Consider the following 22,451-nt stretch of genomic DNA (forward strand, 5'->3'; position numbering starts at 1 on the left):
ATCTGAAATTAAAAATGTTAACATGTCACAAAGCATAGATGATATATTAGCTAAGCTAGGCAATATAGCTAGAGCTTTTGGAATAAGCAGAAATGAGTTGAAGCTCTATTTCATATTATTATTAAATGGAAAAATGACCGCTAAAGAAATTTCTGATGTAATGAATATCTCTTATACTAAGATTTACCCAATCTTGACTAAACTAGAGGGTAGAGGGTGGATAACGAGAGTAGGGAAAAGGCCTTCATATTATGTTGCAAACCCTATTAGAGATGTGTGGGAAAATGTTAAAAAAAGTATATTAGAAAATCTCGAAAAAGTAGAAAGAGATATAATACTGCCAATTTCCGTATTATTAACCTCACAGACTTCTTTTTATAATATTGCGTTAGTTCAACAAGAGAATATAACAAAAACAATGAAGCAAGTATTATCGGAAAATTCTAGTAAATATTATGTTGCATTATCATTTGACGAACTATTAACTGAAGATACAATCAAAATACTTGAAGTGAATTCTTATAAAACCGATGTTAAAGTAATAGCAACTAAAAACTTGAAAATTAATAGTAAAACATTGAAAATTAGATATTTGGACTCTATGTTTGGTAGCGGTATTATAACATCTAATTCTATATTTTTGATTATAAAAACCCAAGGAAATATATTGCTAGGCATGTATTCAAACCATATATACTTCGTAGAAATAGGGAAAGTCTACTTTGAATATTTATGGGATAAAGCAGACAAAAGTATGGGGTAATCCTTATAAGATTATACAAAACAATTCCATCAATTGACCTATAATGAGAATAATAACAGTTAAGTTACCAGAGCAGTTCTTAGAAGCAATGGATGAATTAATAAATACTGGAAGATATACATCAAGAAGTGAAGTAATTCGGGCTGCACTAAATGAGTTTATTAGGAAAGAGCTATGGATAGAAGAAAAATGATGAGAGCTGGTGTTTTTGATCAATGAAATAAGACACCAGAACTGATTTTTAAATCCTTTAATCCTTTTTCTAATCTAATGATAAAAGAAGACGATGTTGTAACGTTATGGATTGACCCAAAAAGAACATATTTAGTAAAAGTTAAACCAGGTAAAAAATTCGGAACAGATAAAGGGGCACTAGAGTTAGACAAAATTATAGGACTAGAATATGGTTCAGAAGTATCTTTATCAACAGGGGATAAGGGATATTTACTACAACCTTCTCTAATAGATATTTATAACGGGCTAAAAAGGCCTTCACAAGTATTGTATCCTAAAGACATAGCATATATGATCTATTCCTCTGGCATAAAACCTGGAGATACGGTCTTAGAAGCAGGTACTGGTTCTGGCTTTTTAACAATCTCACTAGCATATTACTTAGGGGAAAAAGGTAGAGTAATAACATATGACATAAGAGAAGATATGCAAGAGATAGCAAAGAAAAACATAGAATATTTGAACCTTACAAATAGAGTGATATTTAAGTTAAAGGATATAAGAACTGGCTTTGATGAGACTAATGTAGATGCGATTTTTCTTGATATGCCAGACCCTTGGAATGCTACAAAATCAGCATATGATGCACTAAAGCCATCTGGTACAATAATCATATTCGTGCCAACAACGAATCAGATTGAAAAAGCTACTGTAGCATTAAAGAATAATAATTTTATAGACATTCATGCGGAAGAACTGATCATGAGAGAATATCAAATTAAAGAAAATGCTATAAGACCCAAAAACATAGGAGTAGTTCACACCGGTTACATAATTAGAGGAAGGAAATCATTAAAAAGCATTAGCTAAGATATTATAGTAAGATGTCTTCAAAGTTAGCCACATATGCCAGCCTTATAGTTAGATATGAACAAGAACTAAAAAATATGGAGAAAAACCTTTCTGATGATGGTAAAAAGCTTGTTATCTTAACAGAGTCATTAGTAAGCCAACTTAGAAGTGTAGCGGATGAAGTATTAGCTCAAATATCTCAAGATATTGACAAAAATACAAATGATAAAATAAACGAATTATCTAAAAAATATGCTGAGGAGAGGGAAAAACAACTTTCAAAGATAAACCAAATGGGACAGAAAAACCTTGAGAAAGCATCTCAACTAGTACTGGAGAAAATAGAGGAGGTTTTCAAATAAATGAGTAGTACTTTAGCGTATTCTACAGCTATTGCACGGTTATATAAATCCTTTATTCTGACCAGAGGAGTAGTAAATGAATTATTAACAATGACAGATTGGAGAGACGCAGTAAATTTACTTAAGGATAGAGGGTACATAAATGAAGTACCAGATACAATAGAGGATGTTGAAAAACTTCTAAAACAGAGAGCAGTAAATTTCTTAACTAAGATAAGAGGATATGTAAGCAATACTAAAGTAAATGCAGATATATTAGATCTTTATATTTACTTATTTAGTCTGAATGAATTAGAAACATTGGTAGCTTCAACAATAACAGGAAGCAAACTAACAAACAATTTCTTGTTAATTAAAGATTTAGCGGAAGCAAATCCACAAAGTATTGACGATTTAGTAAACTTTTCAAAAGGCATAATTTCAGAAGGCCTAAAATTTGCCTTAAATAAATCTAACAAAAAGACTCCTTCTGAGATAAATTCTCTTGCCGAATTTTATTTTATAAATAAACTAACAAAAATAGTAAGTGAATTTAGAGGAGACTGGAAATCAAAAGCTGAGGATATAATTTGTACATATAAAGATTATTATTCTATAATGCTTGCTTATAAACTTCATACAGTAGAAAGCATTACTTGCAAAGTAGATGAAAGTATACTGAAAGACATTTCAGCAGCTAGAAATGATAAAGAGATAATAGATATAATAGCAAGAACAATCTATGCTAAAAAATTAGATTTAAATAATGCATATGAAGCGCTTTCAAGCTTATATCACTTAGCAAGAGTAAATTCGCGTAAATCGTCACTAGAAGCATTTATGGGAAGTCCGTTTACACCAGTAACAACTTTAGCTATAGCGGAACTAATGAGATTAGATTATGAAGATTTAACAATGATAATTAATGGAATAAAACTGGGAATAACTGAAAAGATTAAAAAAATGACCTCATTTGAGCTTATTTAACACTTTTTCGTCAACTATATAGCCATCCGCGTCTTTTATTATCGTATAATCTGGTATTGTTGGCGGATCTAATAATACATCTGTAGGTTTGTTCTTACCTAAATAAATCCACTTTAGCTTGCTTCCTTTCTTTTCTAGTCTATACCAATATTTACCTATATAAATGTACTGTTTTCCATTCTTATATACAATGTGATACGGTTTAAGATATATACCTGAATCTTTTATTTTAGAGTTATATTCATAAACTTGTGTCTTCAGTTTTCTAAGTACTTCGTCAAATATTTTTTCTGGCACTTTTATTAGCATTATATAAATTGGTTTTTATAATATGAAAAAGGATTTTAACATTAGGAGAGGTATTACATGATACTAAGAAAGGTAAATCATACTAACCTTGAAGTCTCTGAAATAGGAATAGGGGTATGGAGCTTAGTAACCGATTGGTGGGGGGCAAAAGTGAATAAAGGAGAGGAAATTATTAAAGAAGCATATGAAAAAGGAATAAACTTCTTTGACACTGGAGACATTTATGGAGAAGGATTAGGAGAAACAATACTAGCTAAATCTCTGGGTACCAAAAGAGATAAAATTGTTATATTAACAAAAATAGGGTATGATTTCTATCATAAAGTGAACGGTAAGACCACTCATAATTTTACAATGAATTACCTTGATTTTGCATTCAAAAAGAGCCTGGAAAGACTTAACACAGATTATGTTGATATACTCATGATACATAATCCTAAAATGAAAGATATTAAAAATAAAGAAATATTAGACTATTTACAGAGCTTGAAAAAAGATGGAAAAGTAAAATTAATTGGCGTGGCATTAGGCCCTACATTGGGATGGGGAGAAGAGGGAATAGAAGCGATAAAAATGGGTTACGAAAGCCTAGAGTACATCTATAATCTAATAGAACTACGACCTGGTATAGATTTCTTAAATTTTGATATTGCACATTTCGTTAGAGTACCACATGCATCAGATGCTCTAATTGAAGATAAATGGCCCATATTTAGCGATCCAAAGTTACACAGAAATTTAAAAAATGTTGACTGGATAAAGAAGGCAGCTGAATTATCTAAACCTTTACTTGATTTTGCTAAGCAACGTAATATGAAACTATCTCAATTAGCCTTGAAATTTATACTTTACAATAAAAAAGTGACTTCTGTACTACCTAATATTTCTAGCAAGAAAGAACTTAACGAATACTTAGAGGTAGAAAACTTACCAGATTTGACAGAAGAAGAGTACACATACTTATACAATTATTCAATAAAAACATTTAAGGAGTTAAATGATGAAAGCATAGAAGAAACTAAGAGATATAAGTAAGAAAGAACTTTACAAACTCAGTAAATGCTGCTGCCCTATGAGAATACTTGTTTTTCTCTTCGGTTTCCATTTCAGCAAAGGTCTTTTCTTCTCCTTCTGGAATAAATATCGGATCAAACCCAAATCCTTTTTCTCCTCTTATTAAATGTGAAATTCTTCCTTGTACTTTTCCATTAAACACTTTGACTGTCTTCTCATCAACATAACAAAGAGACGTCATAAAGTAGGCTCTCCTATTTTCTACGCCTTCCATCAGCTTAAGTATCCCTTCTAGTCCTAAAGTTCTTCTTACATAATTTGTATATGGACCAGGGAAGTTATTTAACGCTTCTATAAACAAACCACTATCTTCCATTATTAGAGGTGTTTTTATCATATTATATGCGTAAATCGTTGATACTCTTACAATTTCCTCTAACGAATCTGACTGAATCTCAAACTTAGGTAATTTTATCCATTTTAACTTAATACCAAATTTTTCAGCTATTGACTTCAATTCAACAAATTTATGTTCATTAGATGTTACCACGTCTATTTCTACGTTCTTCAACATATCTTCCCCTCATTCTTATTTCTTTAACTTTTTTCATAACTTTATCAAAATTCATGAACTTAGAATATCCACTTTCAAATCCTTTAAATATATCATCTTTAAAACCATAATGAACACTTTCAAGACTTCTCAAGAAAACATGGATGTCTGTAGCAAAATCTTCGATGTCGTCACTCCTTTTAGCCAACCCAAAATCTATTATAAATACGTTACCCTCTAACTCAGAAAGAATAAGATTATTAGTAGTAAAATCGCCATGAGAAATACCAGCTTTATGAAGTTTTCCCGCTATTTCTCCTATCATTTCTCCTATTCTTTTTAGGCTAATATCTTGCTTACCTATAATATCCTTAACTGGTTTTCCCTCAATATACTCCATAACAATTAGGTATTCATACGGATCTACCATTAATATAGCAGGTGCGTTTATATCGTTCTTTAGAGCTGAATAGATTAATCTTGCTTCTAATCTTGTCCTATCACTATTTATTTTATAATCTAATTCTTTGTTTCGGTAAGACTTCGATATTCTTCTTTTAAATATGGCATGTAATCCTGCAAAATATCCTTCATATATTATTGACTCTGCTCCTCTCTTTAACTCTCTGGTTATCTCCATACTACGTCAACTTGATCAATTCTCCATCTAGGTCTAATAAATGACTTTTCAACTGGAATGAAAACATCATGTTTAGCCTCAAGTAAGCCTGTGTATGCTATCATAGCTCCATTATCACCAGAATACTCAGAAGGAACTATTTTTATTTCTATGTTCCAATCTTTGGCCAAATCGAATAATTTTGTCTTTAAACTTACGCTGGCTGCAACCCCACCAACAACTAGAATTTCCTTCTTTCCAGTTAATGCCAAGGCCCTCTCTGTAGCCTCTAAAAGCATATCAAATGAAACTTCTCTCAAACTATAGCACACGTCTTCTAACTTATATTTTTTAGTAGCTCTTAATGCTGCTGTTAACAATCCACTATAAGACATATCTTGACCTTTAACTACATAAGGTAAATCTATGAACTTTCCTCCTTTATCTGCACAAATATCAATTTGATGAACGCCATTCACTACATAAGGTGGAGCTAAACCAACTTCCCTAACAAATGTATCTAACATATTCCCTAAAGCTATATCTAAAGTTTCTCCGAAAACTCTATATTTTCCATCTACAAAAGTTGTAATTATAGTATTTCCTCCAGATAAATAAAGTATTAGAGGGTCGTAGGAGTTCGTTGTTAATCTACCTATTTCTATATGACCAATGCCATGATTTACTGGAACTAATTTTTTATCAAACTTTAATGCTAAGGCTCTGGCTACTGTAGCTCCAACTCTGAGTGCAGGACCTATTCCTGGTCCTAAAGATACAGCTATTGCATCTACATCTTCTATGTTGATATGAGCTTTATCTAGCGCTTTTTTTGTAATATCTGGAGCTACCTCTGAATGATGTCTACCTAAATCACTCGGTTTCATTCCGCCTTGTTTAGGAACAAAAGTATCTCTTTCATTTGATAAAATACGAATATTAGGGGAATCAGTAACTATCCCTACTCCAAAAGTATGCGCAGTGGATTCTATCCCTAAAACAATCATCTCCTCTTACCTATGAATTCCGTATAACCACACTTTCCGCATGCCCAACGCTCAATAGGTTTCATATGATGGGCCATTATACTCCCACATCTTGGGCATTTCTTATTCTTTAATTTAATCTTATCTCCTTCTATTTCATAATACGTTCTAACTATAGCTTTCACACTTTCATCCTTGTTTTTGGGCACCTTTACCACCTTTCTTTACTTTTTGTCCAGTATCTCTTCCTATTAAATATTGGGGTTCTAACTCTTGCAATACTTTTTTATCATTATAAATATTAGCTCTAACATAACTTATTCCAGCCCCATAAAGTGTGTGTACTTTCTTTATTACAACAAGGTCTTCAGAAACACCAAAAGTAGATGCTATTGCCTTTATCAAATCTTTCCTAGATACTGTACCACTTCCTATATGGAAAACTTTTATATACAATTCTCTTCTCCCTATTACATTATTTTTTGTATCTTTTTCTACTATTCCTTCAGCTTTTTCAGAAACCTTTATCTTAATTTGTTGAGCTTCACTCATCGTAGTAAAAAATAAAACAATAGACTTTAAGAGTAACGGAGGTCTTTTATAATTATTTCAGCTACTCTCTTACCAGAAAGGATCATAGCACCAAATATGGGCCCATTCTCGGCAATCCTTTAATTTCAGTTACAGCCATTCCAGCTGCATAGAGCCCAGGGGCTACCATGCTAGTATTGTCTACTGTTAATTGTTCTGCAATTTCACTATAAGCTGATCTCTCTCCTGGAATTACTATATTTAACTCCGGAAGTTTTCTAGCTACTACTGAAATTACTTCCGCGTCATGACCTGTTGCATCAATTACTGCTTTTGCTGAAATAAATATAGGATCAACATGAAGACCAGCCATCTGTGTAGCAGTCCATTCCACAGCAACTCCAGCTACTCTTAATGGATTTTCTCTAAAAATAACATCGTCTACTGTTATTCCATGAATTATTTTCGCACCTGCGTCTATCGCTGCAGTAGCTAATTTTGCCATAAATTCTGAAGAATCAACGACATAGACGTCATCTTCTACTTTAGTAAGCCTTATATTCATTTCTCTTAAGATTTCATCAGCAGGACTTTCTATAATTATTTTATGAAATAACATAGCTCCTCCTCCAATTCCTCCGCCAAAACTTAATCTCCTCTCAAAAACTACAGTCTTAAGACCAGATTTAGCTAAATAGTATGCAGCTGCCATTCCAGAAGGCCCAGCACCGACAATAACTACATCACTTTCTACTATGTTATCCCAATCTTGAAAAGTGTATTTGAGAATGTATCTACTTATCTTTACTTCATCAACTTGTTTAACCTTTTTTAAGTCTCTTTCCATAAATTAAGTAGATTATAAAGTAGCTTATATGCCATTTTTATGAAAAATCTATTATTTTATGTCATAAATAACCTAAGTATGCCATTTCAATTAGGCACAAAAGTAAATCAACTACACTGCAGTTGGTGTGGAAAAATAGTTAGAGACAATCCAATAGTTGTAAAAACATGTTGTAATAATAAACCATGGGTATTTTGTAGCAAACAATGCTATAATAATTGGGTGAGAGAGTGGCTCAAAATGCAGGAACAAAAAACGGGGACAAGAAAGGGACAATTGTTGTAGGTATTAGTGGAGCTAGCGGAATTATTTATGGGTTAAAAACTATAAAAATACTTTATGAACTAGGATACGAAACTGAGACCATATTAAGTGCGGAAGCTAGAAAAGTTTCAAAACTAGAATGTGATATGGATATAGACAGTTACTTACAGAAATATAGCTCTAAGGTATATATGGAATATCAAATAGAAGAACCTCCTTCCAGTTCTAGTCACGTAGTCGAAACAGAAGGGATGGTAATAGTACCATGCAGCATTAAAACCTTAGCTGAAATAGCTAATGGAATAGCTTCTAATCTGCTTAGCAGAACAGCGTTAAATTTCCTTAGGGTAAAGAAAACTCTCGTTCTGGTAATTAGGGAGACACCTCTGGGCACAATAGAACTTTCTAATGCATTAAAAGTCTCTAGAGCTGGCGGAATAATACTCCCAGCTTCTCCAGGTTTTTATCATAATCCACAAACTATTGACGATTTAATAAATTTCGTGGTAGGAAAAATTCTTGATTTATTAAAAATACCTAATTCCTTATATGAACACTGGAACAAAGTTAGTACAAATCATAACCTTTGCGACCAAATCTCTTAGATAATAAATCCTTCATCCGGGAATCATATTCATCTTCTTGTTTTAACTCCTTCTCCATATCTTCACCATTCTCATTCTTCTTCATAGCAAATGCACATTTATTACCAGGTAATAAAGCTCTTTTTTCGCAGTAAGCGTATTGACAATCTCCGGTTATGCATACGTCGCCTACCCACATACAGTATCCAATTTTTTGTGGAGTTCCTTTTACATATTTTTTCTGTATGCTTAAGGCTTTTTTATTACATCTAAAGTAAGGACACAAATAATTGCATTTATCACCTAATGGCATTGGTTTTGGTTCATCAGCATTGAAAGTGGGTTTTTGCCTAGGTGTAGAGTCTCTATGATTCAATTAAAGCTCACCCAATATTTATGAACCTTATAATGATATTACATTTTCAACCATTTAAACATTATGTATCTTATCTTACTAGTATTTAGATTCACTATCGCTAGTAGTAACTCTTTTCTTGTGCTATGAGAAACCCTTCCAAAACCTAAGAGTTCATTGGAAGTTATTTTAGAATTCTCGTCCAATCCAATAACTAAATATGGTGCATGTTCTATCCCGGGTCCTATAGTATAAACAGCAAAATCTGCACCATATTTTATCCCGGATCTCACAACATACCCTTTCTCCCTCAAGTCTTCATACACTGAGTATAATATCTTAAATCTAGGTATTTGAACGATAGCTATTTCGTTCAGTTTATCAGTAGAAAGTTCTTCATCATTGTAATATACTTTTAAAAGCCCTTTTTTACTTAAATAAACACCTTCTATAAGAGATAAAATCAATTCACTATTTATTTCATCAGCGTTTTTCGGTTTAGATATTCCTAACGGCTTGCCATAATAACCTAGTTTATAAATTTGCCTAGCCTCAGTTACATCTTTTATAATAATTTTATCTTTTAGTAATTCACCCTTCATTCTATTCCCTTATATAACTTATATAAAGTATATTATTTGCTACATCTCTAAATAAATCTGCACAATCTTCTAGTCTATCCCCAATATCTTTTGTTAACATTATAAAAATAAGCTCATTGTTTTTATCGAATATTTTTAATTCAAAATTCCTATAAAGGTCATCAACTTCTTCTTCTATCTTTATAACATTTCTTGCTTTTTCAGCGGACTTCTTAGAGTTTAATGATAATAAACGAAAAGATTCTAATGCGCTACTAGCAGCAGCTATCAACTTTTCTATCATAGTAACTAATAATGACTGTATTGTGCTTTCTTCCAATTTACTTCTTGTCTGTAAAACAGAATATCTGTATGATACTGCACCCAGATTTTGTGATATTTTTTCTAAGTAATTTAAAATATCTAAATAGAGGGTTCCAGTTTCTATTCCCTCATTCACCTTAATAATATATTCGCCAAGCTTATACTTAGAACTCTCAACGGCAGTCTTAATACCGTCTATACGCGAATATATTTGCATATGATTAATGTTATTTTCTGTAAATTGCTCGTATAACAACCTTAGTTGGTCAATGATATTATTTAATATATTTTGAATTTGTTCTTCAATGCTAAGCTCTGGAACACTCATTGTGATAGAAAAATGAGTTATGGTTAATAAATGAATTGCATTACTAATGATTTTATTCTTTCCAATACAGAAATATCATTTTCTACTTCATCCTTCATTGTAGAATCAAAAGTAATTACTTTTCTCAAGGCTTTTTCCTCATCATTAATGCCTACAATATAAAAATAATTCATAATGCCTAAAGCCTCCTCTTTTATTTTAGAATCTTTAGAATTGTTAATGTGATTAGATATACTAGTTATTCCATTTAATATCTCTCTTCTAGTTCGTCTTAGTCTTTTTAATAACCTGGCTACTCTGTCTTTATCTATAGTGGGTAACTCTAGCATATTTTCTAGTTCTTCTAGGTAAGAATTGTGCTCTTCTACAATCTCATCAAACTGAAGTAATACTCGACCTATTTCTAAGTCACTCTCATTCATTTCGCTGCCCTCAAGCTTATTGTGCTATTATCTTCCAACCCTAATTTCATCATATCTGCTTCGTTTCCATAAATTTCAGTATCTGGTAATCCATCTTGGATAATTACCTTAAATGTAAATCTTCTGCCTTTTACTGAAACTTCTGCTTCATCCTTAATTCCTAGCTCGTTGGCTAATTTAATTGAAATTAAGATAATACCTTGATCTACGTCTGGTCTTTTTCTCATCTTCAGCCTCTTTTCTTTTGGTGGTGCCTTGCTCTTTTTTAGTGCCGAAGCAGGAGGTATAATATTAACTAATGTTTTTACATCAACTTTCTTTTCCTCTTCTTTTTCCTCCTTACTCATTTTCACTATTAATTATTTTACCTACCTTATTAAACTCTTCACCTTTAAACAGTCTTTCTAGCACCGATTCCAAGTCGTTAATATTTACTCTTACTTGTTGCCATGTATCCCTGTCCCTTATAGTAACAGAGTTGTCTACTAACGTTTGGGGATCAATAGTTATAGAGTAAGGAATACCTATTTCATCGGCTCTTGCGTACCTTTTCCCTATACTTCCAGAATCATCAAAAACTACATCAAACTTAGCTTTTAATAATTCATAAACTTCTCTGGCTTTCTTCACTAGTTCCTCTTTTTCTAATAGAGGGAAGACTGCAACTTCATATGGTGCTAAGTTTTTAGGTAACGAGAGTATCACTCTTGTTTCTTTTTCCCTATATGCATTAAGAAGCGTTAAATATAAGCATCTTTCTACGCCGAAAGATGGCTCTACTACATGAGGAATTATTTTTTCTCCCGTTACTTTCTCTTCTCTTTCTAAGATTCTTACATATTCGCTAATTTTATTTCCTTCAATTTTCTCATCACGTACTATTAAGTCTTCCACTTCTTCTGGCGTTTTAGAAGATATGAAAGACATAAATTTCTTTACAAAATCCTTATTCTGTTTATTTAGAGAATCCTTGTTAATTACTACTACTTTCTTCTTAATTATTTTGGGAGTATCATACTTCTTAAATACGGTTAAATCTTGTCCACTATATTTCATGTGCCTGCTTAAATCATAATCAGCTCTATAAGCATGACCAGAAATTTCTACTTTCTCATCTCCAATAATAGCTATCTGATCGAAAGTCTGCTTAGAATAGTGAGCCCTTTCATGTGGTAATTTTTCCTCAAAATAGAATTTATTAATTCCCAAGCTTGTTACAAATTTAGTCGCTGTAGCCATCCAATAAAGCATCCATGGATTATATACAATCTTTTCTTTCAATAGCTCTTCTACTGAATACTCTTTAGGAGCTCCTCCTTTTTCCTTATCTTCACCTCTTAAGATACTAAGCTTTAAGTCACCAAATTTTTCTAAGGCAGGTTTTATATCGCTTTCTGGGTCAAAGAAAAACTCTATTTCCATAATTGTAAACTCTCTCATCCTTATTAGCCCTTGTCTTGGAGAAATTTCATTTCTTGCAACTCTTCCTACCTGTGCGATTCCAATGGGCAACTTTTGCCTAAATGCCTCATATACCCTTTTAAAAGATGTGAACATGCCTTGTGCAGTTTCTGGTCTTAAAAACCCTTGATTACCAGTATAAGGTCCGATATTTGTACTAAATAATAAATTAAATACTCTTACTTCCCCTAATTCTCCACCACATGCAGGGCATTTAATTCCTTTTTCTCTAATTATTTTATCGAGTTCAGAAGTTGATAATCCTTCGACATTTATCTTTGCTAATTCCTCGATAAGGTGATCAGCTCTATATATCTTATGGCACTTAGTACATTCAACTATAGGATCTGTAAAATTTTCCACGTGGCCACTAGCTTCCAATACCTTATAAGGAGTAATTATAGGAGTTTCTACTTCTACTACGAATTCCGAGTTGTCATAAACGAAATATTTTCTCCATAGATCGACTATTTTATTTTTTATCTTAACTCCTACTGGACCTATGTCATAAAGACCAGCAACGCCACCATAAATCTCATATGAAGGCCAAAATATCCCTCTTCTCTTTGCGAGCTCTACTAACTTCTCACTCATACGAGATAAGCATATAAACAAGATTAAAAATTTCTACTCTCATGGCAGATAGTAGACTACTATACTTAAACGAAAACAGCAGATTGTTTGCAGGATTTAATAAGCCAACGTCTCCTTTTGTTATACTTGGAATACCATTAGATATAACAAGTAGCTTTAGACCAGGCTCTAGATTTGCACCGTCTACTATAAGGGAATCTACTCAATATATTGAATTTTATTCGATAAGAACTGGTATAGACATGGGAGAGATAGGATTTAATGATGTGGGAGACATTGTTATGCATCCTTCAGACGTAGAAGAGAACATAAAGAGAATAAGCGATGTGACGAGCTATTTCGCAGAAAAAGATAAAATAGTAGTTAGCATAGGAGGAGAGCATTCTATAACAGTTGGGACAACTAGAGGAATAAAACCAGATTGCTTACTAAGTATTGATGCACATCTAGATCTTAGAGATGAATATATGGGATATAAATATGATCATGCCTGTGTAATGAGAAGAATATCTGAACAAGGAGTTAAAATAATGGAAATAGGTACTAGAGCAGTCTCAAAAGAGGAGTTAGAATATGCAAATAGAGCAGGTATAGCGTATTTAACACCACATCAGATAAGACTTCTGGGGGTTAGAGAAACAGCAAAGAAAATTGTAACAAATTTCAGAGAATGCCAAAAAATCTATATCACTTATGATATGGACGGAATAGATCCAGCTTATGCACCGGGAGTAGCTACACCAGAACCAGAAGGATTAGATCCAACTACAGTCTTAGATATAATTTCACTCGTTGTAGATAAAAGAGTTATAGGATTTGATGTAGTAGAAGTTTCTCCACCTCATGACCCTTCTGGTATAACATCTGTTCTAGCATCTAGAATAATACTAGAAACTGCTGCACAGATACAAAAAGCTAAATCGCTTTAACAACTTTTACTGTAGGTTTTCTTACCATATAAATTATTTTATAGCCACAATATGGGCATCTTACACCAGGCAATGCCCTTAATTGTTCATCGTCAAATTCTTTCCAACATCTACCACATCTGTATCTTGCCATCAAAACATAATAAAACTCCATTAATTAAAAACCTAACTGTTAACAGAAAAGTTGAAAAAGCCCTAATGCAATTAAAATCTTTGAGAATGTCTGATAATTTGTGTGGAGGTTTACCACCAGAAATATGTGAACAACTAAATAAAGAAGAACAGTTTGTAAAAATAAAGGTAGAAAAAAGAAGATATGGAAAAGAAGTAACAATAATAGAAGGTATTTCTGGATCAGATGCAGAATTAAAGAAAATAGCTTCAGAACTAAAATCAAAACTGGCTGCAGGAGGCACTGTAAAGAATGGTAAAATAGAATTGCAAGGGGATCATAGAGAGAGAGTAAAAGAACTTCTGATGAAAATGGGATACCCAGAATCAAATATAATAATTATAGAATAATATGAAATGTTAGAAAAGGAAAAGAAAAGTTAAAAATTTTATTGATTTGGAATTTGAATCTTTAACTCCTGTGTTAATTCTTTATATCTATTTCTTACTGTTACTTCTGTAACTCCTGCAATTTGAGCAATTTCTTTCTGAGTTCTTCTCTCATCATTGAGTAGGGCTGCAATATATATAGCTGCGGCAGCGAGACCTGCAGGATCCTTACCGGCGGTCAAACCAGAATTTTTAGCTTTTTCTATGATATCTATCGCCATCTTCATAGTAGCACCGCTTAGACCTAAAAGGCTACCTATTCTCGTTACGTAATCTTTAGGATCACTTACTGGAACTTCAATATCCAATTCCCTAAGAATTAACCTATAACATCTTGCAACTTCTTTTCTGTTAGCCTTAGTAAATTGTGCAATTTCATCTAATGTTCTTGCCATCTTCATTCTCCTACAAGCTGCATAAATCGAAGCCGCGACAACACTTTCTATACTTCTACCTCTAACTAGACCTTTCTCGACAGCTTTCCTATATATCAATGCAGCTTCGTCCCTTACCGCCTTAGGTAAATTTAATAAGTTGCCAATTCTCTCTAACTCATTCATTGCTTGAGCTAAGTTTCTATCAATTGAAGATTGAATCCTTGCTCTAATTTGCCACTTTCTCCATCTTAATACTTCTAACCTTCTTTTAGGATCTAAGCTTCTGCCCATTGCGTCTTTATCCTTCCAGTCAATTACAGTCGAAATACCCATATCATGTATAGTCTGATTAAGTGGACCGCCAACTCTACTCCTTTTTTCTTTCTCTTCTGGAGTAAATGCTCTCCACTCAGGGCCTTGATCAATTGCTCTTTCTTCGATTACCTCTCCAGTTTCTGTACAAATGTACTCTCCTCTTTCTTCGTCAAAAACTATTTTATCGGGAGGGCAAATAGATGAAGAAGCCTGAGATTTATTGCTTTCTGACATAGAACCACCCAGAAAGGGCGTAAATTTTAAAACCCCTTTTAAATCTTATGCTGTCATATATATATAAGCTTTTCTATCAATTTTGATTCAGTTGATAGTAAAAATTCAAAAAAGAGTTAAAACCTTAGACTCGAAACATAGTATATGAAACTAGTCTACTCTGGTCTAGGATTGCTATTTCTTGGAATAATTATAATGATAATTGCTAGTATAGCCTCACCAACAAGCACAACTATAACTACACAACCTACTACAAGTGGAGGATTTGCCGGTGTAGTGTTTATAGGTCCATTTCCAATAGTATTTGGAGTAGGGAGCCCTTCACAATTACCCTATTTATTTACATTTGGTATAATCTTCACAATAATAGCAGTCTTGTTATTTTTTATTCTTCCTCTTATAATGTATAGGAAAAGTCAAAGTAGATTTTGAGCTAAACTTTTTAGGCAAATAAAATAATTATATAAACGCCGCGGTAGTCTAGCCCGGTCAAGCGCGTTAGCGTCGAAAGGATGTGGGCCTCTCAAGCCCATGGCCCGGGTTCAAATCCCGGCCGCGGCACTTCTTTATGATTTCCATGTAATATAACCATAAATCTTTACACGTTGTTTTAATCAATACTCATGATAGAAATATGTTAATTGATTTTAATAGAAATTGTATTGATAATTATAGAGATTAATTATATGAAGATAGACATCATTTGCTTAGAAGAATAATATTTTTAAGAATTCCTAATTTAAATTGTAAGAATAGGGTGTTAAGATTAAAAGAAACGTCAAGTCCCTTAAGTCTTTAACTCTATTCATGTAGATAGATGTTTTGTAGGAATAATTTCCACCATTTCACTTGAGAATCGGTTAACTATACTTCTTTTGTTTTCTGGCCAACATATTTTAAGACAAAGATCCTTTTACATGTTAACCATTTCAATACGTTTTATCCTTAATCATATTTCTACCTTTCTTAACTTAGCTATTCCACTTAACTAAATTTTATCATTATATTGAAACAGTCGGCATCTACTCTGACTCGAGATTATATTTTCTAACGAATACGTAATTTAATATTTAAATGTAAGTTGAGACTATTTCTTATTGTGGTGAGTAGAGATAGCAATAACAAAGGAGAAACTGCTTGAGAGGGGGAAAGAAATTATCGATAAGGCAAATGAAAAAAACGTGATACTTAGACTTATAGGAGGAGCCGCAGTCGCTATTCTAGCACCTAAGGGTAGCGAAATGTTTGCAAGAAAGTATAAGGATATTGACTTTTTTGGTGTTTCTAGTCAGAGTAAAAAGATTTCTGAAATATTGGAGAGCGTTGGAATGATACCTAACAAACGATTTAATGCACTTCATGGAGATAGAAGATTAATGTTTTATGACCCTCAATTAGATTCCACAATTGATGTATTTTTAGATACATTTGAGATGTGCCACAAAATTGTCTTAAAAGATAGACTTACAATTATGAAATATACTATACCCCCTTCAGATCTTCTTCTTACAAAACTACAAATTATCAAAATGACTGAAAACGATATAAAAGATATCTTTGCGCTTCTTACAGACTTAGATCTAGGAGATCATGATGACGAAAAAACAATAGACATTAAGTATATTGCAAAGCTTTTGGCAGATGACTGGGGTTTTTATACTACAGTAACAGATAATATACAAAAAATTCTTAACGAATTCAATCCTCCTTCTAACATATCTGAAAAATTAAAACATTTAATGAAAAAATTAGAAGATGAACCTAAAAGCCTTAAATGGAAGATGAGGGCAAAAGTAGGAAGAAAAGTAAAGTGGTATGAAGAACCAGAAGAAGTAGGTCAATTTAAAGCAGATGCGGGGGGTGGGACTTGAACCCACGCAGGCCTAAGCCATCGGGGATCTCACATGCTGTCCTGAGCCCGACCCCTTTGACCTTGCTCGGGCACCCCCGCGCATTATATAAATTAGTTTACGCATTTTTAAATTAATTTCTCTCGTTAGAGTTATTATTTGACATAAATTGATATATATTCTATTACTGAGCTTTTTTTAACTAAGGCGCCGGGGACGGGATTCGAACCCGTGTGTCTCGAGAGAGACAGTGGGTAGCTAGCCTAACGCTGGAGGGTCTCGAGCCCACCCCCTTGGTCCGCTCGGGCACCCCGGCAAATATAAAAAGTGAATAAAAACTAAAAACATTTATGCAGGGACAGCTATTGGGTTGCTCCTCGTAGATATTCTTTTTTCATTCTCTAGAACTTCTCTTATATATTTGGGGATACTAAACATTGTATTATGTGTTTCTCCATCATAAAATCTCAATTTTCCCTCTATTCTCTCATTAATTCTTCTGTCTACTTCTTCTTTTGATAACTCTATTGGGTTACTATTATCAGAAGCATAAACAAACCCCCATAGCCCATCAAATGCAGGAACATATACTATACTCACACTTACTTTTCTGAACACTTGCTTTAGTGTATTATAAACGACTGAGAACACATCTAAACTAAACGAAGGTGAGGTTGCTTGGGTTACTACTCCTCCTTTAGTTATCTTCTTTATATCTTCATAGAATTCTTTTGTATAAAGTAACTGGGAAGGGGAATCCTTTATTGGATCTGTTAAGTCTATTACTACTGCATCATAAGTTTCTTTAGTTTCCTTTATGAACTTGCTACCATCTTCTATGACTAATTTAGTCTTAGGATTATCGAACGCTCCTTGATGCCATTCTTGTAAATACTTTTTAGCAAAATCGATTACTACTGGGTCTATATCCACCATTGTAGCTTTTCGTACACTCTTATGTCTCAATACTTCTCTCAATGTTGCTCCTTCTCCTCCGCCTAAAATTAAAACATTTTCAGGGTTATTTAACGATAGTAACAAAGGATGTACTAATGCTTCATGGTAAATGAATTCGTCTACAACTGATGATTGAATCTTACCATCTAATATTAGTGCCTTACCAAACCTATAAAATTCCGCTAGTAAAGCTCTCTGATACGGAGTTTTTTGCTCTACTATTACCTTTGATATCGCATGACCATGAAATTCATATGGTGTTTGCCACTCTAAATGCCATTGCCATTCATACATTTTATACTAGCCTCAAACCATTGACTTTCTTATTCTGCCAACTGTATCTTCTAATTTTCTTTGTTCTACCAAAGCCACAAGCCGCACAATATCCTTTTCTAACACTGAAAGAATTCCTTCCGCATCTTCTGCATCTTACATGAGATGGTGATTTGTTCATTTTTCCAAATGAAGGTGTACCTTTCATTTCAGTTAAAAGATAAAGATACTAAATTATAACTTTATCCTTCCACTTAGCTTTATAAACTACAATCCCTACAGATTTTAGATTGAAAAATGTTAAAAGATAAAGATTTTGTCTATATAGATTACGTTGGAAAAGTAAAAGATACCGGAGAAGTCTTCGATACTACAATTGAGGAAGAGGCTAAAAAAGCTAACATATATAATAAAGAAACTAAATATGGACCTAAGCTCGTAATACTGGGAGAACATAATATTATCCAAGGTCTTGAAGAAGCATTATATCAAATGAACCCTGGTGAGGAGAAAGAAATTGAAGTGCCACCAGAAAAGGCATATGGACCTAGGGATAATACAAAGGTTAAGACAATTTCATTGGGAGAATTAAAGAGGCAAGGCATTAACCCATATCCTAATATGGTTGTAAGATTATCTAATGGATCTTTAGCCGTGATAAAAAGTGTATCTGGAGGAAGAGTTATTCTTGATCTGAACCATCCATTAGCAGGAAAACATTTAGTATATAAAGTAAAGGTAGTTAAAGTCCTAGATAATGAAACAGATAAAATAAAAGCATTGATTGAAAGATGGTTAGGAGAATCTTACTCTGATAAATTGAGCATGGAAATAGATGAAAAGAAAAATGTTAAGTTTACTGTTCCTAAAGAACTTTATTTAGTTGAGGATATACAAATAAGAAAATATATGTTAGCTAAAGATATAATAAATTATGTGTTACCAGAATCTAATGTAACTTTCATAGAAAATTATAATAAGAATGTTTTTAGTCAATAACCCCCGTTTCTTTAGCTATTTTTTCTGCTGCTTCCCAAGTTATTCCTCTATCTCCTAGTATAGTATATCTCTCTGGTCTAATTGTATGAGAAATAGTAAGTGCTTTTATGATAATTTCGTCTGGTATATCTAGTTCCTTTGCTTTGGTTGGAAGACCTACTTTTTTCATGGCTTTTCTGATTTTACGCCAATTCATGCCGTGAATATAAGCCATAATTATTGTACCTAAAGCTACTAGCTCGCCGTGAAGAGCTTTATCTGGATATAAAATCTCAATTGCATGAGCAAATAAATGCTCTGATCCGCTAGCTGGTCTTGTACTCCCTGCCATACCCATTGCTACCCCACTACTAATTAATGCTTCAACAAGTATTCTTACCCCAGATTTTATATCTTTATCTAGAATTTTTGCGCATGACAATGCATGTTTAGCTGAGAGCAAAGCTAAGGAGGCAGTATAGTCACCATAATATTCACCTCTAAGCCTTGCAGCTAATTGCCAATCTCTCACTGCTGTTATTTTGCCTATTGTGTCACCTATTCCTGCATTTATTAATCTTCTAGGGGCTGAAGCCATTATGTTTATATCTGCAATTATAGCTAAAGGTCCTTTTGCTTTTACAGATGTAGGCTTTCCTAAACCCTTAATTGCTGCAAAAGGAGAAGTAATTCCGTCATGTGATGGGGCTGTAGGTATACTTATAAATTCTTTACCTAATCTATAGGATACATATTTCGCTGTGTCAATTATATTACCACCGCCTACACCAATTATAGTGTTAGCATTAAACTTCTTCGCTATTTCTTCAGCTCTACTTATTTCATCCATTGAAGCTGTCTTAACTTCGATTACTTCTATTTTCTCATCTTTAAGTGTTTCAATTACTTTTTGAGCCACGATTTTCTTTACCAAAGGCCCAGTAATAATAAGAAATGGTCCCAAAAGATTCAAGGAATAAATATAGTCTTTCGTATTTTCGATTATATCATATCCAATGTAAACTTTCTTTGGTAAATCAATTATATGTTCTTTTGGTTCCACAAAATACTATAACAAGAATTTAAATATTAAAAGTTAGCATATGGTACTTGTACATCTATTTCTTAATTGGTGAATTATGTGTCATCGCTTAGATTGAGTATAATAGCGTCAATATACAACAATATCCCAAAAGAAGCCGGAATATCTAAAATAGAATTTGAAGGACCAGAAATAGCAGTATATGTAAAGAACCCTTCAATATTAGTAGATAAAACAGAATTATTCAAAAAAATTGCTAAAGATATAAAGAAAAGAATAGTATTGAAAGCTGACGAAAAAGCAAGAAAAGATAAAAAAGAAACTATAGAAATTATAAAGAACATTGTACCTAAAGAAGCAGAGATAACAGATATAAAGTTTGACGACGAACTAGGAGAAGTATTAATAAAAGCAAAGAAACCTGGGCTTGTAATAGGAAAGGGAGGAACGATACAAACTAAGATCTTTTTTGAAACATATTGGAGACCGATAATAGTCAGAGAACCTCCACTAAAATCAAAGACAGTTGATAGTATCTTAACGCATATATATAATGAGACAGAATATAGAGCTAAAACACTCAAAGTTTTTGGAGAAAGAATACATAGAGAACTACTATTTAAAGATAGAAGCGTTAGAGTCACTGCATTAGGAGGCTTTCAGGAAGTAGGAAGATCAGCTGTATTGGTAGAAACACCAGAAAGCAAGATATTATTAGACGTAGGACTTAACCCTAGTGTAAATTATGGAGAAAAACTATTTCCAAAACTAGATATTGATCAAGTAAGACTTGAAGATATTGATGCAGTAGTAATAACCCATGCACATTTAGATCATTGCGGGATGGTTCCGCTATTATTTAAGTACGGATATGAAGGGCCAGTTTACGCCACTTCTCCTACAAGGGATATTATGGCTCTAATGCAACTAGACGCTTTAGATATAGCTGAAAAGGAAGGAAGACCTCTTCCCTACACAGCTAAAGAGGTAAGAAAAGAACTACTTCATACTATTACACTTGACTATGAAGAAGTTACAGATATCGCTCCAGATATTAAATTAACATTCTATAATGCTGGTCATATACTTGGCTCCGCTATGGCTCACTTACACATAGGAGATGGTACTCATAACATAGTTTATACTGGTGATTTTAAGTATGCAAGGACTAAGCTCCTTGATAAGGCTAATGATGAATTCCCTAGAGTTGATACAATGATTATGGAGACTACGTATGGAGATCATGAACAAGAAAACAGAGAAGAAGCAGAAGCTAAACTAATAGAAATAATAAATAGAACAATAAATAGAGGGGGAAAAGTCCTAATACCAGTATTAGCGGTAGGAAGAGGTCAAGAAATTATGTTAGTTCTAAATGATGCAATGAAGAAAAAACTAATACCAGAAGTGCCTATATATGTTAGCGGTCTAGTAGAAGAAATTACAGCAATACACAACGCTTACCCAGAAATGTTAAGCAGAGAAGTCAGAGAAGCCATTTTATATAGAGATGAGAATCCGTTTATGTCAGAATTCTTCCATAGAATAGAAGGCTATAAAGAGGATATTGCACAAGGAAGTCCGTCTATAATAATAGCTACTTCCGGAATGTTAAATGGTGGATCGGCAGTGGAATTCTTTAAAACAATGGCTCCAGACAGTAAAAATGCAATAATCTTCGTAAGCTATCAGGCAGAAGGAACTTTAGGTAGAAAAGTAAGTGAAGGGTCTTCCGAGATACAAATAATAGATAGAGATGGGAGAGTAGAAAATATAAAGATAAATATGGAAGTACAGAGGGTTGAAGGCTTTTCTGGACACTCGGATAGAAGACAACTTATTAGCTTCCTTAGAAATCTAAATGTAAAACCAAGGAACTTATTATTAAACCACGGAGAACCGAATTCGATAGAGTCTTTTAGGAGATTAGTTGAAAGGGAAAAAGAAAAAATTGGGATGAAAGGAACAAGAGTATATGCCCCACAAATACTTGATAGTCTTAGAGTAGTTTAGATAGAATACTTTAGGACTTTTAGACCTATAATT

Annotated in this window: 31 protein-coding genes, 3 tRNA genes and 1 pseudogene; 15 read left to right on the plus strand and 20 right to left on the minus strand. The window is 33.2% G+C overall.

Annotation, left to right across the window (positions count from 1 at the left end; all coding sequences use genetic code 11):
- The first annotated feature begins 22 nt into the window (after nucleotides 1-22).
- The 5 genes from AC3OCB_RS09945 (at nucleotide 23) to AC3OCB_RS09965 (ending at nucleotide 3,117) form a co-directional block, all read left to right on the plus strand.
- A complete protein-coding gene (locus tag AC3OCB_RS09945; RefSeq protein WP_498342299.1) occupies nucleotides 23-763 on the plus strand; it encodes a TrmB family transcriptional regulator in 741 nt (246 codons plus the stop codon).
- Between the two features lie 43 nt (nucleotides 764-806).
- Nucleotides 807-956, plus strand: coding sequence for a ribbon-helix-helix domain-containing protein (locus tag AC3OCB_RS09950; RefSeq protein ID WP_498342300.1), 150 nt, complete (start codon nucleotides 807-809; stop codon nucleotides 954-956).
- A gap of 77 nt (nucleotides 957-1,033) precedes the next feature.
- Entirely contained in the window at nucleotides 1,034-1,807 is a 774-nt protein-coding gene (locus AC3OCB_RS09955; protein WP_498342302.1) for a tRNA (adenine-N1)-methyltransferase, read from the plus strand.
- 14 nt (nucleotides 1,808-1,821) lie between these two features.
- Nucleotides 1,822-2,151, plus strand: a complete 330-nt coding sequence (locus tag AC3OCB_RS09960; protein ID WP_498342303.1) for a hypothetical protein — start codon at nucleotides 1,822-1,824, stop codon at nucleotides 2,149-2,151.
- Nucleotides 2,152-3,117, plus strand: coding sequence for a V0D/AC39 family V-type ATPase subunit (locus AC3OCB_RS09965; protein WP_498342304.1), 966 nt, complete (start codon nucleotides 2,152-2,154; stop codon nucleotides 3,115-3,117). It begins immediately after the preceding gene.
- Here AC3OCB_RS09965 and ubp read toward each other — a convergent pair.
- On the minus strand, nucleotides 3,100-3,426 hold the full coding sequence (ubp, locus tag AC3OCB_RS09970) for a UBP family nucleoid-associated protein (protein WP_498342305.1): 327 nt from the start codon (nucleotides 3,424-3,426) through the stop codon (nucleotides 3,100-3,102). The genes AC3OCB_RS09965 and ubp overlap by 18 nt on opposite strands.
- A 57-nt stretch (nucleotides 3,427-3,483) precedes the next feature.
- Between ubp and AC3OCB_RS09975 the strand changes: the two genes are divergently transcribed.
- Nucleotides 3,484-4,461, plus strand: a complete 978-nt coding sequence (locus AC3OCB_RS09975; protein ID WP_498342307.1) for an aldo/keto reductase — start codon at nucleotides 3,484-3,486, stop codon at nucleotides 4,459-4,461.
- Here AC3OCB_RS09975 and AC3OCB_RS09980 read toward each other — a convergent pair.
- The 6 genes and pseudogenes from AC3OCB_RS09980 to AC3OCB_RS10005 form a co-directional block, all read right to left on the minus strand.
- On the minus strand, nucleotides 4,445-5,014 hold the full coding sequence (locus tag AC3OCB_RS09980) for an XTP/dITP diphosphatase (RefSeq protein WP_498342308.1): 570 nt from the start codon (nucleotides 5,012-5,014) through the stop codon (nucleotides 4,445-4,447). The two genes, AC3OCB_RS09975 and AC3OCB_RS09980, sit on opposite strands and share 17 nt — an antisense overlap.
- On the minus strand, nucleotides 4,977-5,633 hold the full coding sequence (locus tag AC3OCB_RS09985; RefSeq protein ID WP_498342309.1) for a Kae1-associated kinase Bud32: 657 nt from the start codon (nucleotides 5,631-5,633) through the stop codon (nucleotides 4,977-4,979). Before AC3OCB_RS09985 ends, AC3OCB_RS09980 begins: the two co-directional genes overlap by 38 nt.
- On the minus strand, nucleotides 5,624-6,619 hold the full coding sequence (gene kae1 / locus AC3OCB_RS09990; protein ID WP_498342310.1) for a KEOPS complex N(6)-L-threonylcarbamoyladenine synthase Kae1: 996 nt from the start codon (nucleotides 6,617-6,619) through the stop codon (nucleotides 5,624-5,626). Before kae1 ends, AC3OCB_RS09985 begins: the two co-directional genes overlap by 10 nt.
- Entirely contained in the window at nucleotides 6,616-6,816 is a 201-nt protein-coding gene (locus AC3OCB_RS09995; protein ID WP_498342311.1) for a 30S ribosomal protein S27ae, read from the minus strand. Before AC3OCB_RS09995 ends, kae1 begins: the two co-directional genes overlap by 4 nt.
- Nucleotides 6,788-7,150: an eS24 family ribosomal protein gene (locus AC3OCB_RS10000; protein WP_498342312.1), complete on the minus strand. Its 363-nt coding sequence runs from the start codon at nucleotides 7,148-7,150 to the stop codon at nucleotides 6,788-6,790. Before AC3OCB_RS10000 ends, AC3OCB_RS09995 begins: the two co-directional genes overlap by 29 nt.
- Nucleotides 7,151-7,176: 26 nt before the next feature.
- Nucleotides 7,177-7,976 (minus strand): annotated as a pseudogene (locus tag AC3OCB_RS10005) (sulfide-dependent adenosine diphosphate thiazole synthase).
- 78 nt (nucleotides 7,977-8,054) lie between these two features.
- On the opposite strand from AC3OCB_RS10005, the gene AC3OCB_RS10010 reads away from it, so the two are divergent.
- Nucleotides 8,055-8,261, plus strand: a complete 207-nt coding sequence (locus tag AC3OCB_RS10010; RefSeq protein ID WP_498342313.1) for a TRASH domain-containing protein — start codon at nucleotides 8,055-8,057, stop codon at nucleotides 8,259-8,261.
- Complete coding sequence (locus tag AC3OCB_RS10015; RefSeq protein WP_498342314.1) at nucleotides 8,195-8,845, plus strand: UbiX family flavin prenyltransferase; 651 nt, start codon at nucleotides 8,195-8,197, stop codon at nucleotides 8,843-8,845. The genes AC3OCB_RS10010 and AC3OCB_RS10015 overlap by 67 nt, the downstream gene beginning before the upstream one ends.
- Here the strand turns inward: AC3OCB_RS10015 and AC3OCB_RS10020 are convergent.
- The 6 genes from AC3OCB_RS10020 to glyS all read right to left on the minus strand — a co-directional run bounded on the left by AC3OCB_RS10020 (nucleotide 8,808) and on the right by glyS (nucleotide 12,889).
- Entirely contained in the window at nucleotides 8,808-9,137 is a 330-nt protein-coding gene (locus tag AC3OCB_RS10020; protein ID WP_498342387.1) for a hypothetical protein, read from the minus strand. The genes AC3OCB_RS10015 and AC3OCB_RS10020 overlap by 38 nt on opposite strands.
- A gap of 101 nt (nucleotides 9,138-9,238) precedes the next feature.
- Complete coding sequence (endA, locus tag AC3OCB_RS10025) at nucleotides 9,239-9,781, minus strand: tRNA-intron lyase (RefSeq protein ID WP_498342316.1); 543 nt, start codon at nucleotides 9,779-9,781, stop codon at nucleotides 9,239-9,241.
- A gap of 1 nt (nucleotide 9,782) precedes the next feature.
- On the minus strand, nucleotides 9,783-10,412 hold the full coding sequence (locus tag AC3OCB_RS10030) for a DUF47 domain-containing protein (RefSeq protein WP_498342317.1): 630 nt from the start codon (nucleotides 10,410-10,412) through the stop codon (nucleotides 9,783-9,785).
- Between the two features lie 23 nt (nucleotides 10,413-10,435).
- Nucleotides 10,436-10,834, minus strand: coding sequence for a hypothetical protein (locus AC3OCB_RS10035; RefSeq protein WP_498342318.1), 399 nt, complete (start codon nucleotides 10,832-10,834; stop codon nucleotides 10,436-10,438).
- Nucleotides 10,831-11,181, minus strand: a complete 351-nt coding sequence (locus AC3OCB_RS10040) for a hypothetical protein (RefSeq protein ID WP_498342319.1) — start codon at nucleotides 11,179-11,181, stop codon at nucleotides 10,831-10,833. Before AC3OCB_RS10040 ends, AC3OCB_RS10035 begins: the two co-directional genes overlap by 4 nt.
- Nucleotides 11,174-12,889 carry a glycine--tRNA ligase gene (gene glyS / locus AC3OCB_RS10045; protein WP_498342321.1) on the minus strand — a complete coding sequence of 572 codons (1,716 nt, stop codon included), beginning with the start codon at nucleotides 12,887-12,889 and terminating at the stop codon, nucleotides 11,174-11,176. Before glyS ends, AC3OCB_RS10040 begins: the two co-directional genes overlap by 8 nt.
- Nucleotides 12,890-12,930: 41 nt before the next feature.
- Between glyS and speB the strand changes: the two genes are divergently transcribed.
- On the plus strand, nucleotides 12,931-13,818 hold the full coding sequence (speB, locus tag AC3OCB_RS10050) for an agmatinase (RefSeq protein WP_498342322.1): 888 nt from the start codon (nucleotides 12,931-12,933) through the stop codon (nucleotides 13,816-13,818).
- On the opposite strand, the gene AC3OCB_RS10055 is transcribed toward speB, so the two are convergent.
- A complete protein-coding gene (locus AC3OCB_RS10055; RefSeq protein ID WP_498342324.1) occupies nucleotides 13,805-13,951 on the minus strand; it encodes a DNA-directed RNA polymerase subunit P in 147 nt (48 codons plus the stop codon). The two genes, speB and AC3OCB_RS10055, sit on opposite strands and share 14 nt — an antisense overlap.
- Before the next feature lie 86 nt (nucleotides 13,952-14,037).
- Here AC3OCB_RS10055 and yciH point away from each other — a divergent pair, with 86 nt between their 5' ends.
- Nucleotides 14,038-14,340: a stress response translation initiation inhibitor YciH gene (gene yciH, locus AC3OCB_RS10060; RefSeq protein ID WP_498342326.1), complete on the plus strand. Its 303-nt coding sequence runs from the start codon at nucleotides 14,038-14,040 to the stop codon at nucleotides 14,338-14,340.
- A 38-nt stretch (nucleotides 14,341-14,378) separates the two neighbouring features.
- Here the strand turns inward: yciH and AC3OCB_RS10065 are convergent, their stop codons facing one another.
- Complete coding sequence (locus AC3OCB_RS10065) at nucleotides 14,379-15,305, minus strand: transcription initiation factor IIB (protein WP_498342327.1); 927 nt, start codon at nucleotides 15,303-15,305, stop codon at nucleotides 14,379-14,381.
- Nucleotides 15,306-15,449: 144 nt separating this feature from the next.
- On the opposite strand from AC3OCB_RS10065, the gene AC3OCB_RS10070 reads away from it, so the two are divergent.
- The 3 genes from AC3OCB_RS10070 to AC3OCB_RS10080 all read left to right on the plus strand — a co-directional run bounded on the left by AC3OCB_RS10070 (nucleotide 15,450) and on the right by AC3OCB_RS10080 (nucleotide 17,176).
- Nucleotides 15,450-15,737 (plus strand): TIGR00304 family membrane protein, encoded by a 288-nt coding sequence (locus tag AC3OCB_RS10070; protein WP_498342328.1) that lies wholly within the window; start codon nucleotides 15,450-15,452, stop codon nucleotides 15,735-15,737.
- Between the two features lie 37 nt (nucleotides 15,738-15,774).
- Nucleotides 15,775-15,866, plus strand: a tRNA-Glu gene (locus AC3OCB_RS10075).
- Nucleotides 15,867-16,417: 551 nt separating this feature from the next.
- Entirely contained in the window at nucleotides 16,418-17,176 is a 759-nt protein-coding gene (locus tag AC3OCB_RS10080; RefSeq protein ID WP_498342388.1) for a hypothetical protein, read from the plus strand.
- On the opposite strand, the gene AC3OCB_RS10085 is transcribed toward AC3OCB_RS10080, so the two are convergent.
- The 4 genes from AC3OCB_RS10085 to AC3OCB_RS10100 all read right to left on the minus strand — a co-directional run bounded on the left by AC3OCB_RS10085 (nucleotide 17,158) and on the right by AC3OCB_RS10100 (nucleotide 18,593).
- Nucleotides 17,158-17,256, minus strand: a tRNA-Leu gene (locus AC3OCB_RS10085). The two genes, AC3OCB_RS10080 and AC3OCB_RS10085, sit on opposite strands and share 19 nt — an antisense overlap.
- Before the next feature lie 107 nt (nucleotides 17,257-17,363).
- A tRNA-Ser gene (locus AC3OCB_RS10090) sits at nucleotides 17,364-17,471 on the minus strand.
- Nucleotides 17,472-17,503: 32 nt separating this feature from the next.
- Nucleotides 17,504-18,406 carry a polyamine aminopropyltransferase gene (speE, locus tag AC3OCB_RS10095; RefSeq protein ID WP_498342330.1) on the minus strand — a complete coding sequence of 301 codons (903 nt, stop codon included), beginning with the start codon at nucleotides 18,404-18,406 and terminating at the stop codon, nucleotides 17,504-17,506.
- A 1-nt stretch (nucleotide 18,407) separates the two neighbouring features.
- On the minus strand, nucleotides 18,408-18,593 hold the full coding sequence (locus AC3OCB_RS10100; protein WP_498342331.1) for a 50S ribosomal protein L37e: 186 nt from the start codon (nucleotides 18,591-18,593) through the stop codon (nucleotides 18,408-18,410).
- 89 nt (nucleotides 18,594-18,682) lie between these two features.
- Between AC3OCB_RS10100 and AC3OCB_RS10105 the strand changes: the two genes are divergently transcribed.
- Entirely contained in the window at nucleotides 18,683-19,384 is a 702-nt protein-coding gene (locus tag AC3OCB_RS10105) for a peptidylprolyl isomerase (RefSeq protein WP_498342332.1), read from the plus strand.
- Here the strand turns inward: AC3OCB_RS10105 and AC3OCB_RS10110 are convergent.
- Nucleotides 19,374-20,426 (minus strand): NAD(P)-dependent glycerol-1-phosphate dehydrogenase, encoded by a 1,053-nt coding sequence (locus AC3OCB_RS10110; protein WP_498342333.1) that lies wholly within the window; start codon nucleotides 20,424-20,426, stop codon nucleotides 19,374-19,376. The two genes, AC3OCB_RS10105 and AC3OCB_RS10110, sit on opposite strands and share 11 nt — an antisense overlap.
- A 69-nt stretch (nucleotides 20,427-20,495) precedes the next feature.
- On the opposite strand from AC3OCB_RS10110, the gene AC3OCB_RS10115 reads away from it, so the two are divergent.
- Entirely contained in the window at nucleotides 20,496-22,418 is a 1,923-nt protein-coding gene (locus tag AC3OCB_RS10115; protein ID WP_498342334.1) for a beta-CASP ribonuclease aCPSF1, read from the plus strand.
- Nucleotides 22,419-22,451: the final 33 nt, after the last annotated feature.

The sequence above is a fragment of the Sulfurisphaera sp. genome, from assembly GCF_059755235.1.